The sequence below is a fragment of the Bacillus sp. SJZ110 genome (genome assembly GCF_006715455.1).
GTDB lineage: Bacteria > Bacillota > Bacilli > Bacillales > Bacillaceae > Bacillus > Bacillus subtilis.
The window spans coordinates 59,476-75,576 of sequence record NZ_VFNF01000008.1; the positions used below are offsets into that span (position 1 = coordinate 59,476).

Consider the following 16,101-nt stretch of genomic DNA (forward strand, 5'->3'; position numbering starts at 1 on the left):
TCGAGTTCATCACTTCACCCGTTTTGTATTATCTGTATTCATCATTTTAGGCCGGCGCTTCATGACTAAAAGAGGCATTCTGATAACAAAGTCTTTCCAATCTTTTAAGTGATAGGGCACTGCCGGACTTGCGTATGGCACACCAAAGCTCTTTAGTTTTACGACATGGCTGCTTAGCAGCAGATAATACATAATGACTCCAAACAATCCAAACACCGCCGCACAAAACATCGCGCCAAACCGAAGCATCCGAAGTGCTATACCTGTGCTATAATGCGGGATGGCAAATGAAGAAATTGCTGTGAGCGCAACAACAATGACCATGATTGGACTGACAATCCCCGCCTGCACAGCTGCTTCCCCGATGATTAATCCGCCAACTATGCCAATTGCGGGTCCAATCGGTTTTGGCAGACGAAGCCCCGCCTCTCTTAAAATTTCGATTGCGACTTCCATAAATAAGGCTTCAATAAGGGATGGGAACGGAACACCTTGGCGCGTCCCGGAAATTGAAATCGCCAGCTTGGTCGGAATTAACCCCGGATGAAAAGAAATAAATGATATATATAAAGCGGGTGCGAATAACGTTATCATTGCTGCGATGAACCTCAGCAATCTGATGAGCGAGCTCGGGAACCACCGTTCATAATAATCTTCAGGCGATTGAAGCATCATGCTGAAAGTGACTGGAACAATCAAAGCAAACGGAGTGCCGTCAAGCAGAATGGCTACTCTTCCTTCCATTAATCCGCTTATGACGCGATCAGGACGTTCTGTACTCTGTACTTGCGGGAACGGGCTCAAATAATTATCCTCAATTAACTGTTCAACGTAGCCTGACTCCGGCAAATGATCGATCTCAATCCCTCTCACTCTTTTTCTTACTTCCTCGACTACTTTTGGATCTGCAATGTCATTCATATAAGCGATGATTAAATCCTTTTTTAATCGTGTTCCTACTTCAAATCTCTGCAATGTTAATTGATCATTTTTTCCTTGCTGTCTCAAAAGAGCTGTATTCGTACTCAACTCTTCTGTAAAGCCTGTGCGCGGCCCTCTGACAAGCGCTTCTGAAAGCGGCTCCTCGATACTTCGATTTTGTTTTTTTACAGTTCCCAGAAGAAAGGCCTGCGGTATTCCATCAATGAGAAGCGCTGTCGAACCCATGAAAACATTCAACACGATATCACTGATTTTCTCTGATTCTATGACATCACCGATTGATACGATTTGATTTTTTATCTGTTTCGAAGTTAAAATACCTTTGCCGGATTGAGAAATTTCATCGCTTACCTGATTAGGTTGATTCATGACTAACACTGATAGTCCTTTATTAATCAAGTCCTGATCAGACAGTCCTTCAACAAAGATCAATGCCGCTTTCACATGTAATTGAGTGATTTCAAGCTCACGGAAATGAACGTCCCCGTTATGTCCTATTTTTCTTTTTACATGTTCTAAGTCGTATCCGATGTTACCGGTTAACACATCCTGATCCTGCTTTTCAGCTGTCGAATAATCTGATTTATGCTGCTTCTGTGTTTTGTACTGATTGTTCCGCCACCTCATCATTGCACCTTCTTATACATGAATCCAAGTAAACACTTTATAGATTACATATGGAACGAGAAATACTACTAACGCTTGAAACCACACATTCCAATCAGTAAGTGTTGATATCATGTTATCCATCTGTCATTTCCCCTCTCTCTAATAGGATTATTTTTCCCGTATACCTATTTTTTATGTTCGTCTTTTTTCTCAATAAAAAAAGCATGATGAACATTTCATCATGCTTTTAAAGAAATCAACCTGACCATTTTGCATAATTAACACAAAATGAGCCTTTTAGCAGTCTGGGAAAACTAAAATTCCAGCTTGAAGCTTTCTGCCTGATCTGAAACTTCCACAGGAATCCCCATTATCGTTTTCGGTTTGGAAACGTAAACAAAGCGCATTTCTTCCTCTAATTGCTGAAACGCTTTTTCACTAACTAAAATTCTGGCCGGCTTCCCTGGACTGTTATCAATGGCTGCTTTGATTTTTCCAAGCATAAAAAACCTCCTGTTTTAGAAAATGGCTCATTTACTATTAAAACAAAAATCGCAAAATAAATTGGCTGAACAGGAATTCCAGTTCAAACATAACAGTTGCGGCTGAGCAAACAAGCATGAACGAAATGACAACATACACGTCTCTCTCTTTCTCGAACATGCAGAATTCTCCCATTCACAGATCAGACTGGCGACTGACACGCTGTTGAACAGCAGCTCTAGCATAAATAATGCACGCTATGGACATGATCTTATTAGTTATTATATGATTGAATTGAAAAAACATCATATGTCAAGAGGTAAACGAAATGGCTCAAAACAACGAAAATACATTACCAGATATTACAAAAAGTATTACCCTAGAGGCTCCCATTCAGAAAGTCTGGGAGACAGTCTCTACTTCAGAAGGCATTGCCAAGTGGTTTATGCCCAATGACTTTCAGCTCAAAGAAGGACAAGAATTTCACTTACAATCACCGTTTGGGCCGTCCCCTTGTAAAGTTTTGGCTGTTCAAGCTCCAACTGAACTTTCTTTTGAATGGGATACAGAAGGATGGGTCGTTACCTTTCAATTAGAAGACTTGGGGGAAAAGACAGGGTTTACCCTTATTCACAGCGGCTGGAAAGAGCCGAATGAAGTGATCGGCAAAGCAAACGAGAAAAGCTCCGTCGTTCGCGGTAAGATGGATGGCGGCTGGACTGGCATTGTAAATGAACGGCTTCGTAAGGCTATCGAAGAATAAAAAAGAGAGAGTATCTCTCTTTTTTGTTCTTTCCCAAGGGTTATAACTTCACAATTTGAGTCCATCAATCATAGAACGTAACAGTTTTAGATTTACCAGAGTAATCGGTAACAAAGAACTCGGCCTTGTTATTGCTCCCATCTACAAATTTTCCAATACTGCCAAAGGTGCGGCATTCTCCGGGTGAAAAATAGTTTGCCCCTACATAATCATCAGGATTGTCACCGGGATCATCCTCATACAAGTGCAGTGAAACAGAAAAAGGAGTGCTTCCTGAAAGGCACACTCTAAAATCTCCTCCGGTCGAGTATACCGTCGGACTTGAGTAAGTATATGTGTAAGTCCCCAACTTATCCCACTCTCCAGCCCCCGCAGTTCCGGCTTTTTCTGCTTGTGCCGTTAATGGAAAAACCGTAGCCAATCCTAAAACAGACAAAAATCCAACTACCTTAGTGAATCTCATCAGCTACACCACTCCTCTATTTCAATAATAGCCGCAGATACGTTTGTATCATTTCCGGCAGAGCTACATAATTGATCCAGCCTGCCTCACTGCTTCTTAGGCAGATGACATTGGACATTATATTCAGCAGCAGCCGTTTTATGAATCTGCCTTTGTGCTGGTTTTAAAATGTTCAAAATAAATGCATTCCCATTTGTACTGCTATCTCTTATAATTTGTTTAAAAGGTTGTACTTCAATCAGGGGGAAAAGGATATGGAATTAAGCTTCACAAAAATACTCGTTATTTTGTTTGTGGGTTTTTTAGTATTTGGGCCTGATAAACTGCCGGCGCTTGGCCGTGCAGCAGGAAAAGCCTTATCAGAATTTAAACAAGCAACAAGCGGACTGACTCAGGATATCAGAAAAAATGACTCAGAAAACAAAGAAGACAAACAAATGTAGGATAAATCGTTTGGGCCGATGAAAAATCGGCTCTTTATTTTGATTTGTATTTGTGTCATCTGTCTTTTTTTTATCATTTGGACAGCCCTTTTTTCCTTCTATGATTTTAACTGTCCAAGCCGCAAAATCTACTCGCCGTATAATAAAGCGTAGTAAAAATAAAGGAGGAGTATATATGGGTTATTACAAAAAATACAAAGAAGAGTATTATACGGTCAAAAAAACGTATTATAAGAAGTATTACGAATATGATAAAAAATACTATGACCACCATGATAAAAAATATGATGACTGTGATTACGACAAAAAATATGATGACTATGATAAAAAATATTATGATCACGATAAAAAAGACTATGATTATGTTGTAGAGTATAAAAAGCATAAAAAACACTACTAAACGCCATTAACATCTCCTCGTTTTTACTTTCCCCCGGCTATTGCCGGGTCTTTTTTGTTTATGCACTTTATGTATATTTCTGAAGCTTCCCTTTCTATGAAAACCTTGGTGACTGAGTCTAAAAAAGAATAGTGAATATTTAGTACATAGTTTGGTTAGTTCATAAGTGAGCGCATTCAGTTTATTGCAGTTACAAAGAAACTTTTATAAACTCTTTGAGGATCATACATAAAAGGAGAGGTTTTTTGTATAGAAACATCGTATTTTATCTCATTTTACTTTGTCTATTTATATCAGTTGTCATGAAAAGCTTTGAGGTGATAAGCACAATAGCCAATGTTATCTGCTTTGTTTTCGTATTGCTATACCTTAAAGACGACATGAAAACATACTCACGTAAAGCGTTAGCAATCCTAAGTATTTGTTTTCTTTTCTTAGTCGGTATCTGTGCTTTTATCATTTTACAAGGACAGACATTGATGAAACGTCACCTCTTTTTTACAGGCTGGGAAACGATAGCGGGCATTCTATTAATAATCGTTTCTTTAAGCATTTGTACTTTTATTTTGAGGAAAATTTCAAATCGGTTAAAACGATTGTGATCTTATTATTTCCTTTGTTAAAGGTATACAGCTTTCAGATTGGAGAAGCGTTTCGTCCCTTACATCACTCAAAATGAAATATTTTGTTTATTTATATACATCAATCCAGTTCCAAAATAAGGTATAATAAATGGCGAAACCACTATCAAAAGGGGGAATTTTGGTGAAAAAAGTATTGATTGCAGGTGCAGTAGGAACAGCAGTTCTTTTCGGAACCCTTTCATCAGGTATACCAGGCTTACCCGCGGCAGACGCTCAAGTCGCAAAAGCAGCATCCCAGCTGCCTAACGGAATCGGCGGCCGTGTCTACCTGAACAGTACGGGCGCCGTTTTTACAGCTAAAATCACGCTTCCTGACACTGTAAAATATGATACGGTCTCTACTCCTTATATTTATTCAGGATTTAGGGCAACAAGCGGAACTGAAGCCGATATCGGGCTTCAGTACAGCAAACAATACAACGTCTGGAAGCCCCTCATGAAGGTTGGGTCCAAAAATGAAGAAACGTACATCGAAGGAAAAGACAAATTCACATACAATAAAGGCTTCCGCCCTGGAAGCACAGTCCAAATGACAATCTATAAAAATTTAAGCGGAAATACGCGCATGACCCTTTGGGGAACGAACAATGACGGCTACACCGGACGGATTATCACAGAAATTCAAGGAACCAACATCGGCACGATTTCAAAATGGAAAACCCTTGCTACCGCGGCTGTTTCGTATGAAAGCCAGCGTGATGCGATCAAAGCAACCTTTTCGACATCTTTTAACAACATCACAATCGACAATAAAGCCGTCACTCCTGTGGTAGATACACAGGATTTCGCAAAGGTTTCAGTTGCAGGAAATAACGTTACGATCTCTGTTAATAAATAAACGAAGCAGCAAAAAGCCGCCAGCATTGTCTGGCGGTTTTATAATCAATTTTCCATCTCCATAAAAAACCGTGTCGGAATCCACTCCCTATATAGATTTACGAACAGTAGTACTTCCCTTTTTATGTGTAACTTTATTTAAACAGCGTTAGAATTAAGACATTTTTGTTTCGATGAAAAATTAATCATAAGCAAAAGTTGAAATTTTGAAATAACTTTGGTATGATTAATTCAATTACTATAGAACTACATAAATTAAAAGCCCCTTATTTATGGGGCTTTCAATTATTTTTTTAATTACAAAAATAACTACCTTGAAGCTTAAGTTGACAATTACACCAACAGAGGTTCGATGTTGGTCATTGTTTGATGATTGTAAAGTGAATTATCGAAATCTTCAGCTCCTTTGGTTATTTATCATATTTTAATATAGGGTGGAATTTGTATGAAATACAGAAAAATAGGTCTTTTTGGAATTATTTTAGTTATTATTGCTCTTCTGGTATCAATGTATTTTATGTTTAATACAAAAGCTTTGATACCTGCTGGATATGATTTGGCTATTCATGGAATTGTTATATCGAGAACATTAATGATTGCTTTCACTTTGTATCTCGTTTCAAAATTAGGATATTTTCTTCTTAATAAAAAAGATTAGCTTTTATAGCTAATCTTTTTTATATAAAATTAATAGTTTTTCAGTGCATATTCTCCATACATAGGTTTTTTAACTATGTATTTTTTCTTTGATACACATTTACCAGTAACTATATCCTTACGACAATTGTACCCTTCTTCTACATTATACCTAACTCTATATGCCATATAGACTCTTTTATTCGCTCCAACATTTAGAGTGTATCCTTTAGAGCTAGCTACAGAGCCTGCAGTGGATATTCCTAAACCACTTATAGATCCGCTGACAGTTGTTGTAAAAGTAACTGTTTTGTTTGCAGTAATAGATCCTCCTTTACTCCCCGTTGCTATATTATCAGAAACTCTTTTAAAGCTAGACCAGCTTTTATATGTTTTTACATTCATCTTAACATTACGAAAATCATTCACAAATTGCGCAGTAAACTCCCCTCCTCCTAAGTTGCTTGTTACCCCAGTTGTCTCGTTTGCAAATACAGTATGCACTTGTGACTCAACGCCTTTAATTGAGACAGGTTTTTCTTCCCCTTTTTCAGCAGCTAATACATTGCCATTAGGAAGAGATAGGGTAAATAGAGCTATAGAACTAATGGCTAACTTACAAAAAACTTTTTTCATCGACAACAGTCCTTTCTATGTATTCATTTAGTACCATATAAGTATACAATTTCTAGAAATATATTTAAATGGTTATTTTAAAATATTATGAATTTTTCTAATAGAAATTCATTGGTATAGTATTATTTAATATAGTGCTTGTTCATCCCTACCAAATTTTAAGGCAATCCATCGCAGAAACACAATCATGGATAATTTCAATCTTTTCATTTTTAAGTTGAATTTTAGCCAGGGACCAAAAAGTTTCATAACAAAAACAAATAACCTAGAACTGCACAAAGTAATGTATTCATTGCACGATGCTGGTCTTTCAAGGTGAAATATGTATATGTTAATATTAGGTTTAAAATTAAGCTATTAAAGTGTTTAAAAAACCTAGAAAGGTTGATGAAAATGAACCTTTATTTAGTTATAGCTCTTGTTATTTCAGTTTTTTTAAATGTGATCTTATGTATCCAGTTAATAAAATACAAAACCAATCGATCCACTAATATAAATTGGAAAGAAAGGATGGGACTCAACAATCCTTTTACAGCTATAGTATGGGCTTTTCTTTTCATTACAATTTTCTTGAGCCTTATGATATTAATAGGAGGAATTAACACCTTATAAAACCAATGGCCTTTTCATATCGTTCGTTTAATTTTTCAGACCTCGAATCCGTTGTTCACTTGTCCTAAGAGAACCCAACGCTTCTAACAATCCTTTTGTTTCGCGTTGGGCTCCAATTTTGTTTACTATTTGTTTATAGAAATGTGAAGAAGAAATTTCTTCATATTTAGCCTAATGCCAGCTTATATTCTGAAAAATAACATATTATCCCCTTCCGCCCCTACCATTAATTCACTGCACAATAAAAAGGCAGCATTAAACCGCTACCTCAAATAAAAGCTTGTCCCCATGTTTATAGTTGATTAACTTGAAATCATCAATGGTAAAGTTATAAAAATCTTTCACTTCAGGATTGATCCATAGTTCAGGTGCTTCAAACTGTTCTCTTTCCATTTGAATTTTCAAATTGTCTATATGACGTGTGTACACATGGCAATCCCCAATGTTAAAGATATATTCACCAAGCTCATAACCAGTCACTTGAGCAATCATGCGCTGCAACACATTGTACTGGAATACATTGAATGGATTCCCCAACGCCATATCATTGCTCCGTGCTCTTACCTCGAGGTGGAGCTTACCTTGCTTCACATACCATTGAGTTTCGTATACACATGGCGTTAAGGACATTGCGTCTAAATCATCAGGATTCCACAGCATTGTAATATGTCTGCGTGAAGACGGGTTGTTCTTCAATTGATGAAGAAGATAGTCTACCTGATCCACTTTTTCTCCATTTAGACTTCTGTTTTTCTTCCCCAGCTGAAATCCATATGCATGTCCGATGGTGCTGTCTTCTTGTTTCCACTGATCCCAAATATGTACGCCCATCTTGTTTAAATCATTAACATCATTAGATTTCAGCTGCCAAATCCAGAGCAACTCTTTAATGGCTGTTTTCCAGGCAACCTTTTTTGTCGTTAAAATCGGAACCTCTGAGTTGTCGAATCTCATTTGCTTACTCATTACACTTAGAGTATGTGCCGGTGTTCCATCTGAGTCCCACTTGGTTCTTACATCAAACTCTTCGTCTGAGATTCCATTATTTATAATATCCTTTATAATTGAATTGTATTGTTTATCGAATTGCGTCATGACTATTCATATCCTTCTTTCATTTTCAGTTGCTAAGCATAATTTATTACGAATGCAATATTATCGCAAATACTAAGCACTCGCAGATAAAGTGAGGATCTTATTCCACTCACTGTGTGTTTAAAGAGGAGTTAATAACCCCCTCTTTTACACCTGTATTTCTCCATAACATAGTCTGTCACATAGCTCATAGTTACCGCCAGTTTGGTACATACACCGTTGATAACATTGTTGAGGATTATAAGAAATGGTTTGATATTGCGGCACATAAAAATTCAAATAGTCAGGTGTTTGTGTATACCAAATTGGAAATTGTCTAAACACATTAAATCCTCCAATAGCTTTTTCTGATTTAATGCATTGTATTTTACCTCAATATCAATTGTCATTTGTCCATGTGCAATTGGGCTTTCTTTAAAATAAATTCTCTCTAATTTCATTCATTTTTTTTATGATATTTGGCAGCGGTTCATTCCTTATATGATCTGTTTCTAACCGGTTTTGATGTTTGTTTTTGATGTCTAACTCTAAACCCTTCAAAAGCAGTGTTAAAAATCACATCATAGAGCTCTTGAATCTTAACCATAACGTTCAAATATTCTTCAATGAGAAAGTCCCTTTTTACGTATACTAATCTTCTCTATACACTTTACTATTATTTTACAGTGATTGAGTGCTCTCTCTCGCTCTTAAACAGCTATCCGTTTTGTTTTTCAGAAAGTGTTTTAAACAGCCTCTTTTTACTATTCTTATTTCATTTGACCATACCATATCATTTAAACTTCATAAATTAAATTCGAATAACATAAAGGAGGAATTTAATTGGGTTATTATAAAAAATATAAAGAAGAGTATTACACTTGGAAAAAAACATATTACAAAAAGTATTACGACAATGATAAGAAGCATTATGATTGCGACAAGTATTATGATCATGATAAAAAACATTATGATTATGATAAAAAGTATTATGACCATGATAAAAAGTATTACGATGATCACGATTATCATTACGAAAAAAAGTATTATGATGACGATGATCATTATTATGATTTTGTCGAATCATATAAAAAACATCACTAAATCTCTTAAACGTCTATTTATTCCCCGGCGACATACCGGGGGCTTTTTTATGATATTTATCGACGATACTCAGATTTTTTTGTGAAGTCTTATGTCTCATTTCATCTTATATTTTGAACTTGTTCTCATGGCTGCTGTAAATTCAATTATTAATGAACACATGTCATTTAACTTGGCTTATTATTAGTGGCATTACTAGTTTGTAGTTGCCTTCCCCTACTTATAAAAATTTAGATAAAAGTATTTCTTTGTACCTTGGCTGAAACCTCCATTGATCAATCACACAGCATGAAGACAGCCAAGGATTTATTTTGTTTACTTAGTACCTGTTGAACCGAGTCCTCCTCTATCCTCGTTTCCCAAATGCTCGACTTCAACCAATTCAACCGCCGGCATTTTCTTCATGATTCTAAACTGGCAGATACGATCACTCTTCTTAATTTCAGTATCACGCAATGCATAAGCAGGAAAGAACAAGAAATCGTTGTCTCCCTTATATGACTCATCGATAACACCCATTGAATTTGTTTGAATAACGCCAAAGTTCTTATATGTACTTGAACGAGGGACGACATGTGCTTCGTAACCTTCAGGCAGCTCCATTGCAACACCTAATGGGACAAGCTTAAATTCATCTTTTTTGATTGTTACATCTTCAGCTGCCCGAAGATCAATCCAGTCTCCCTGCTCAATTTTGCTGATTCTTGTTTGTGTTTCATCTAGATACTTGATTTTAATTTGCATTGTCATGTACTAGCTCCTTTAATTTTTATTGACTATCATACAGTAAGGCTTGTTCTTGTGTCATTTTCATCAGTTATAAATTGAACGTCTTCAAAATCATTCTGTAAAGCATTGAAGTAAAGTTTTTCAATGATATTTTTGTTTTTACAGTAAATCGAAACGTAGCTATTATCTGCTATCAAAAGGACAAGTTCGCAATCACTGTCAGCAAACTCTTCATATGTATTGACTTGATTAACCATTTTTCCATATGGAAATGCTTTCAGTTCAACGAAAATGGTATAGTACTGATTCGTTTTTAATTGTTGCTCAAAAACTGCCCCTTCAACAATTGCGTAGTCATGAAAAAGCTCCTCATCATCGAGCTCTCCTTCTACAACAAAATAAGATTCCCCACTCGTTTGCCACCTCTAATTAGCTATTTCTACCGGCTGCAGTATTCTCCATAGAAAATTTCCATATTCATTCGGTATTTGAAAACTAACTCCCCTACTCACGTATACCCCTTACTTAAACGATTTTTGTGAGTACGAGTTTAATTATATACTCTGATGTTAGGTTTATGGAACAAGGAATCGACTGCCTTTTCAACCGATTATCTTTTACAGAATTTCCTCAGCCCTCCTCATTTAAAAGGTTCTTCAATGTTCATAACAATAGACGCCCTCTTGTTCTCTTGTCTTTGTTGAGAAAAGTTAGCCAGTCAGTGCCTTCATATGTAGTGTCCTGCTTGTCTCAGACCGTACTTGATTACGCTTTAATCATCCTGATGTTATGACATGTTTACTCCGTCATAAATATTCACCAGAAATAAACATACCCTTTTTGTATTTCTTGTGAATTATAGGATTTCCCAAAGGTCTTTCCAACACTTTACCGAATGTATAATTTTGTAATTTATTTCTTATATAGGAGATGAAGAAAAGTGTTTAAGAAAATTGTGGTAGGTTCGATTTTAGTTAGTTCAATTACAGGATTAAGCTCTACTTATGCTTCAGCTGCATCAATTGACCACACACCTAAAAAAGTCACTGCGTTTGCCGCACAATCCGATATTATACTAGAAGAGGAAGAAACGTTTAGAGGTGACGGAAAATTTTATTTTGATTATTATGGAAGTGAAGATGGCGAAATCAGAGTTTTTGTTGAGAATACAGGAAGCAATCCATTTGAATTCAAAATTGTAAAACCAGGTGGTGGAACAATCGCTTCCGGCTATACAGTTAAACCTGGCAAAAGTGTAACTCTAACTCTTGACGTATCACACTATAAAACCGGAACATATTATATTCGCTGTCAAAATGATGATGGAGCTAAGATAAAAGCTTTTGCAAAAGTGCGTGCTCTCTAATAGGAATCCAATGGAGCAAGGAAGATTGCTGTTACTTCCTTGCTTTTTCTGTGCTTCTATACTGCAAACATCAAACATCAAACATCACTAATTCTAACCTGTATCCTTTGTATTGATGAACGGTAAGTATTTCCTGATTAGATTTCTCGTTATCATCTACCCTTAGAAAAAAATGTCCCAAAACAAATAATCATTTTTGTAATCCTCGGTCGCCGTACCCATTAACACCCCACTTACAAGCCTCATGTATCCCGTACTTGCTATTATTCGAACATTGATAGGCACCTTCTCGTATCACATGGATTTGCTGTTGAATGATTTCAAATAAAGTTGAATAAAATAAGATCGAATCATCCAACAATTAACATTTATTCTTGCGGCAATAGGTGGTATTTATAATCCATAAGAAGGAAGGAAGCGTTGATGATAAAGCTTTGCCGAGAAGTTTGGATCGAAGTCAATCTTGATGCCGTTAAAAAGAATTTGCGAGCGATTCGCCGTCATATTCCACATAAGAGCAAAATTATGGCTGTCGTAAAAGCGAACGGTTATGGTCACGGGTCTATAGAAGTGGCACGCCATGCACTGGAACACGGGGCGAGTGAGCTCGCTGTTGCCAGTGTGGAGGAAGGAATCGTTTTACGAAAAGCTGGGATTACAGCGCCTATCCTTGTGCTTGGTTTTACATCCCTTAGTTGTGTAAAGAAGTCAGCAGTTTGGAATATAACATTATCAGCATTTCAGGTTGATTGGATGAAAGAAGCAAACGAGATATTGGAAAAAGAAGCGAGTGCTAACCGGCTGGCCATTCATATTAACGTGGATACCGGCATGGGACGATTAGGTGTACGCACAAAGGAAGAACTTTTAGAAGTAGTGAAAGCCTTAAAGGCAAGTAAATTCCTCAGATGGACAGGAATTTTCACACATTTTTCGACAGCTGATGAACCGGACACAACACTCACAAAGCTGCAGCACGAAAAATTCATCAGTTTTCTCAGCTTTTTAAAAAAACAGGGGATTGAGCTGCCCACCGTGCATATGTGCAACACGGCTGCAGCTATCGCATTTCCGGAATTTAGCGCTGATATGATCCGTTTAGGTATCGGCTTATATGGTTTATATCCTTCAGCCTATATTAAACAACTAAATCTCGTTAAGCTTGAACCTGCGTTAAGTTTAAAGGCGCGCATCGCTTATGTGAAAACCATGCGTACAGAACCCCGAACCGTTAGCTATGGTGCTACATACGTCGCAGAACCTAATGAAGTAATTGCTACACTCCCGATTGGCTATGCGGACGGCTATTCTCGTGCCCTTTCCAATCGCGGGTTTGTTCTTCATCGCGGAAAACGAGTGCCAGTGGCGGGAAGAGTAACAATGGATATGATCATGGTCAGTTTAGGAGAAAACGGTGAAGGTAACCAAGGAGAAGAAGTCGTGATTTACGGTAAGCAAAAAGGAGCCGAGATTTCCGTTGATGAAGTGGCTGAAATGCTCAATACGATTAACTATGAAGTCGTGTCTACATTAAGCCGCCGCATCCCTCGTTTTTATATAAGAGATGGCGAGATTTTTAAAGTATCAACTCCAGTATTATACGTGTAGAACATCTTAAAATGCTGAATCAAAATCCCTCTACCAGAGGGATTTTGTTTTTTCTGAAACTAAAAAAATCCCTCCTATAAGAAGAGAGATTTTCAACATATTTATACCACAATAATTGATTGTTCAGGAGTATTATGATCGTGTCGAGAACGAAAATGCGCTTCTAATTCTTCAAGTGTACGCCCCTTTGTTTCCGGCATGAATTTGTATACAAAACCGATTGCCAATACACCTAAAGCCACAAATATAAAGAATGTAAAAGACAAACCTACAGAGCTAAGCAAGATCGGGAAAGCAAAACCGATCACAAAGTTTAATATCCAAAGGAAAAAAACACTTATCCCAGAACCAAGTCCTCTTAACCTTTGAGGGAATATTTCCGCTATGACAAGCCAAGTCACAGGTCCTACACACCCTTGCATAAAGGCAAGAAATAAAACGGTCAAAGAAAGCACTACATAAGGAAGTGCCATAGATCCATCAAGCACAATTGAGAAAATCGCAATCAATAGGAGCGCTGTAGTCGTCCCCGCCAAACCAATCAATAATATTGGACGCCGTCTCACTTTTCCGACCAGCCAAATCCCAAATATAACTGCAATAACTGATATCAGCCCATTTCCAATATTAGCGATTAAAGCCGCTTTTGTACCAAAACCAGATTCTTTAAGGATTTGTGTGCCATAATACATAATCGAGTTCACACCTGTAATTTGATTCACTATGGCAACACCGATTCCAATCCATAAAAGACGGCGCAGCCATGGTGTAGAAAAGTCCTTGAGTGATGCCTTTTCTAGTCTGTATCTTTTTCTACCGCTTCTTGAATTTCTCTACATTCAGCTTCTGCACGTTTATCTTCTCGAATTTGTTTAAGAACTCGCAGCGCCTCACTGTTTTTGCCTTTGGAGATTAGCCATCGGGGGCTTTCTGGTACCTTAAGCATACTGGCAAATAACATGATAGCCGGTACAGCACAAATGACAAGCATGTATCTCCAAACATGTCCCGTATTTGCCATTGTTACACCGAGGATCGCATTAAAAACATATGCTAAAAATTGCCCGCCAACAATCATTAGTTCATTTTGGGTTACCATACGCCCTCTCTTTTCATGCGGTGCCATTTCTGCTAAAAAGGCCGGCACCATCGCCGAGGCTCCTCCAACAGCCAGCCCCAGTAAAAAACGAAAGACCGCCATGATGAAAACGTTAGGTGCTAACGCTGTTCCCAGTGATGCTAGGAAAAATAAAAAGGAAAGATTAAGGATCATTTTACGGCGGCCATATCGATCAGCCAATCTTCCGCATAACAACGCTCCAAACGCGGCACCTAATAAAAGAATACTCGTAACAAGCCCTTCTGTAACCGGTGTTAAATCAAGCTGATCTGGCCTTGCCATAAAAGGTAAAGCTCCATTTATAACTCCGGTGTCATATCCAAAGAGAAGCCCTCCAAAAGTTGCTGAAATCATTATTAATTTCAACCTTCGATTTCGATGTTCATTCATATCCATTTCCCCTGCCTTTATTAAGAATACTTAATAAACTCTTTCAGTGTGGATATTGAGTCAAAACTAAAGTCATCTCTATCTTAGATTTTCACCTCTGGATTTGTAACCGTTTACATTTTTAGCCAATAGAATAAACCTAAGCTATTAGTTGTTATGTTGTAGTAATGTTTTTGTCACATTATTGTCATTTCTCATATTATCATAATTCCAAAAGCATTTTCAGTCAATATTATTTTCAGAATTATTTATTTCCGCTATGTGGTGGTGATGTTTTGATCATCTCGTTGTGAAGTTAACTATTGGCAATTTGAGTGTTATAAGTTCCCTTGAAGTTTTCCATTCACAAAAAATGTCCATATCGTTATAATGATGATGTTTAATCGCGAAAAGAGAAAATGATAAAGAGGGAATCAATATGAAGAAGATTTTGATCAGTATGATCGCAATCGTTTTAAGTATTACTTTGGCAGCTTGCGGATCACATCACGCAGCCAAAAACCATTCAGATTCTAATGGGACGGAGCAAGTCTCTCAAGATACTCAATCTAATGAATATAATCAGACAGAACAAAAGACTGGCACGCCTCATTCAAAAAAGCAGAAGAAATTGGTCAATGTTACATTAGATAGAGCAATAGATGGAGATACGATTAAAGTTATTTACAACGGAAAGAAAGACACAGTTCGCTACTTGCTCGTTGATACACCTGAGACGAAGAAACCAAATTCTTGTGTTCAACCATACGGTGAGGATGCGTCGAAACGAAATAAAGAATTGGTCAACAGCGGTAAGCTACAGCTGGAATTTGATAAAGGCGATCGCAGAGATAAGTATGGAAGACTGTTAGCATACGTTTATGTTGACGGCAAATCTGTTCAAGAGACATTATTGAAAGAGGGATTGGCCAGAGTAGCATATGTATATGAGCCTAACACAAAATACATAGACCAATTCAGACTAGATGAGCAAGAAGCAAAATCAGATAAACTGTCAATTTGGAGTAAGAGCGGTTATGTGACAAACAGAGGATTTAATGGCTGTGTGAAATAGAAAAACACTGTTCGTTAAAAAAAGCAGCAAACCTAGCAGAATGCAGTTTCCAAAGAATGAGAAAGAGATGATGGCGTGTCTAGTTTCCATTCTGCTTATCAAGCTAAAATCATCAACTAGCCTGTAAAATTTCCGCTGTATAGTAACAATAAAAACACCCCTTCACGTCAATGTGAGGGGGTTATTTG

Annotated in this window: 18 protein-coding genes and 3 pseudogenes; 10 read left to right on the forward strand and 11 right to left on the reverse strand. The window is 37.3% G+C overall.

The annotated features are described in order from the left end of the window. Positions 1–9 precede the first annotated feature (9 nt). The 3 genes from FB592_RS19320 to FB592_RS20990 all read right to left on the reverse strand — a co-directional run bounded on the left by FB592_RS19320 (position 10) and on the right by FB592_RS20990 (position 2,214). Positions 10–1,572, reverse strand: coding sequence for a spore germination protein (locus FB592_RS19320; protein WP_077671711.1), 1,563 nt, complete (start codon positions 1,570–1,572; stop codon positions 10–12). A gap of 293 nt (positions 1,573–1,865) precedes the next feature. After that, complete coding sequence (locus tag FB592_RS19325) at positions 1,866–2,054, reverse strand: hypothetical protein (protein ID WP_003231626.1); 189 nt, start codon at positions 2,052–2,054, stop codon at positions 1,866–1,868. A gap of 37 nt (positions 2,055–2,091) precedes the next feature. After that, positions 2,092–2,214, reverse strand: coding sequence for a hypothetical protein (locus tag FB592_RS20990; RefSeq protein WP_015713998.1), 123 nt, complete (start codon positions 2,212–2,214; stop codon positions 2,092–2,094). A 148-nt stretch (positions 2,215–2,362) separates the two neighbouring features. On the opposite strand from FB592_RS20990, the gene FB592_RS19330 reads away from it, so the two are divergent. Continuing rightward, a complete protein-coding gene (locus FB592_RS19330) occupies positions 2,363–2,797 on the forward strand; it encodes an SRPBCC family protein (protein ID WP_015713997.1) in 435 nt (144 codons plus the stop codon). 64 nt (positions 2,798–2,861) lie between these two features. Here the strand turns inward: FB592_RS19330 and FB592_RS19335 are convergent, their stop codons facing one another. Together FB592_RS19335 and FB592_RS19340 are read right to left on the reverse strand one after the other, a co-directional pair. Further along, on the reverse strand, positions 2,862–3,260 hold the full coding sequence (locus FB592_RS19335) for a hypothetical protein (protein ID WP_141950012.1): 399 nt from the start codon (positions 3,258–3,260) through the stop codon (positions 2,862–2,864). Between the two features lie 16 nt (positions 3,261–3,276). Further along, positions 3,277–3,436 (reverse strand): annotated as a pseudogene (locus FB592_RS19340) (hypothetical protein). A 78-nt stretch (positions 3,437–3,514) separates the two neighbouring features. Between FB592_RS19340 and tatAC the strand changes: the two are divergent. From tatAC to FB592_RS19365, 5 genes are all read left to right on the forward strand, one after another. After that, positions 3,515–3,703: a twin-arginine translocase TatAC gene (gene tatAC, locus FB592_RS19345; protein ID WP_003231634.1), complete on the forward strand. Its 189-nt coding sequence runs from the start codon at positions 3,515–3,517 to the stop codon at positions 3,701–3,703. A 175-nt stretch (positions 3,704–3,878) separates the two neighbouring features. Continuing rightward, entirely contained in the window at positions 3,879–4,103 is a 225-nt protein-coding gene (locus FB592_RS19350; RefSeq protein WP_015713994.1) for a hypothetical protein, read from the forward strand. A 245-nt stretch (positions 4,104–4,348) separates the two neighbouring features. Next, complete coding sequence (locus FB592_RS19355; RefSeq protein WP_141950014.1) at positions 4,349–4,705, forward strand: YoqO family protein; 357 nt, start codon at positions 4,349–4,351, stop codon at positions 4,703–4,705. 160 nt (positions 4,706–4,865) lie between these two features. Then, entirely contained in the window at positions 4,866–5,585 is a 720-nt protein-coding gene (locus FB592_RS19360) for a YrpD family protein (RefSeq protein ID WP_119899442.1), read from the forward strand. 444 nt (positions 5,586–6,029) lie between these two features. After that, positions 6,030–6,242 carry a hypothetical protein gene (locus FB592_RS19365; RefSeq protein WP_141950016.1) on the forward strand — a complete coding sequence of 71 codons (213 nt, stop codon included), beginning with the start codon at positions 6,030–6,032 and terminating at the stop codon, positions 6,240–6,242. A 29-nt stretch (positions 6,243–6,271) separates the two neighbouring features. Here the strand turns inward: FB592_RS19365 and FB592_RS19370 are convergent, their stop codons facing one another. The 3 genes from FB592_RS19370 to FB592_RS19380 form a co-directional block, all read right to left on the reverse strand. Next, positions 6,272–6,856: a hypothetical protein gene (locus FB592_RS19370; RefSeq protein ID WP_141950018.1), complete on the reverse strand. Its 585-nt coding sequence runs from the start codon at positions 6,854–6,856 to the stop codon at positions 6,272–6,274. A gap of 867 nt (positions 6,857–7,723) precedes the next feature. Continuing rightward, the gene (locus tag FB592_RS19375; RefSeq protein WP_141950020.1) at positions 7,724–8,563 is read right to left on the reverse strand and encodes a thymidylate synthase; all 840 of its coding nucleotides are present in this window, start codon (positions 8,561–8,563) and stop codon (positions 7,724–7,726) included. Between the two features lie 275 nt (positions 8,564–8,838). Further along, positions 8,839–9,003: a hypothetical protein gene (locus FB592_RS19380; protein ID WP_003231643.1), complete on the reverse strand. Its 165-nt coding sequence runs from the start codon at positions 9,001–9,003 to the stop codon at positions 8,839–8,841. Positions 9,004–9,385: 382 nt separating this feature from the next. Here FB592_RS19380 and cotU point away from each other — a divergent pair, with 382 nt between their 5' ends. Then, positions 9,386–9,646, forward strand: coding sequence for a spore coat protein CotU (cotU, locus tag FB592_RS19385; protein WP_064671425.1), 261 nt, complete (start codon positions 9,386–9,388; stop codon positions 9,644–9,646). Positions 9,647–9,961: 315 nt separating this feature from the next. Here cotU and dutA read toward each other — a convergent pair whose 3' ends face one another. After that, a complete protein-coding gene (gene dutA, locus FB592_RS19390; RefSeq protein ID WP_141950022.1) occupies positions 9,962–10,396 on the reverse strand; it encodes a dUTP diphosphatase DutA in 435 nt (144 codons plus the stop codon). A gap of 29 nt (positions 10,397–10,425) precedes the next feature. Next, positions 10,426–10,887: pseudogene (locus FB592_RS19395) on the reverse strand (DUF2691 family protein). Positions 10,888–11,315: 428 nt separating this feature from the next. Here FB592_RS19395 and FB592_RS19400 point away from each other — a divergent pair. Together FB592_RS19400 and alr are read left to right on the forward strand one after the other, a co-directional pair. After that, positions 11,316–11,741, forward strand: coding sequence for a hypothetical protein (locus FB592_RS19400; protein ID WP_014479913.1), 426 nt, complete (start codon positions 11,316–11,318; stop codon positions 11,739–11,741). 423 nt (positions 11,742–12,164) lie between these two features. Then, positions 12,165–13,349: an alanine racemase gene (gene alr, locus FB592_RS19405; protein WP_141950024.1), complete on the forward strand. Its 1,185-nt coding sequence runs from the start codon at positions 12,165–12,167 to the stop codon at positions 13,347–13,349. A 101-nt stretch (positions 13,350–13,450) separates the two neighbouring features. Here alr and FB592_RS19410 read toward each other — a convergent pair. Continuing rightward, positions 13,451–14,865, reverse strand: a pseudogene (locus FB592_RS19410) (sugar porter family MFS transporter). A gap of 412 nt (positions 14,866–15,277) precedes the next feature. On the opposite strand from FB592_RS19410, the gene yncB reads away from it, so the two are divergent. Beyond that, positions 15,278–15,913, forward strand: coding sequence for an endonuclease YncB (yncB, locus tag FB592_RS19415; RefSeq protein WP_141950026.1), 636 nt, complete (start codon positions 15,278–15,280; stop codon positions 15,911–15,913). Positions 15,914–16,101: the final 188 nt, after the last annotated feature.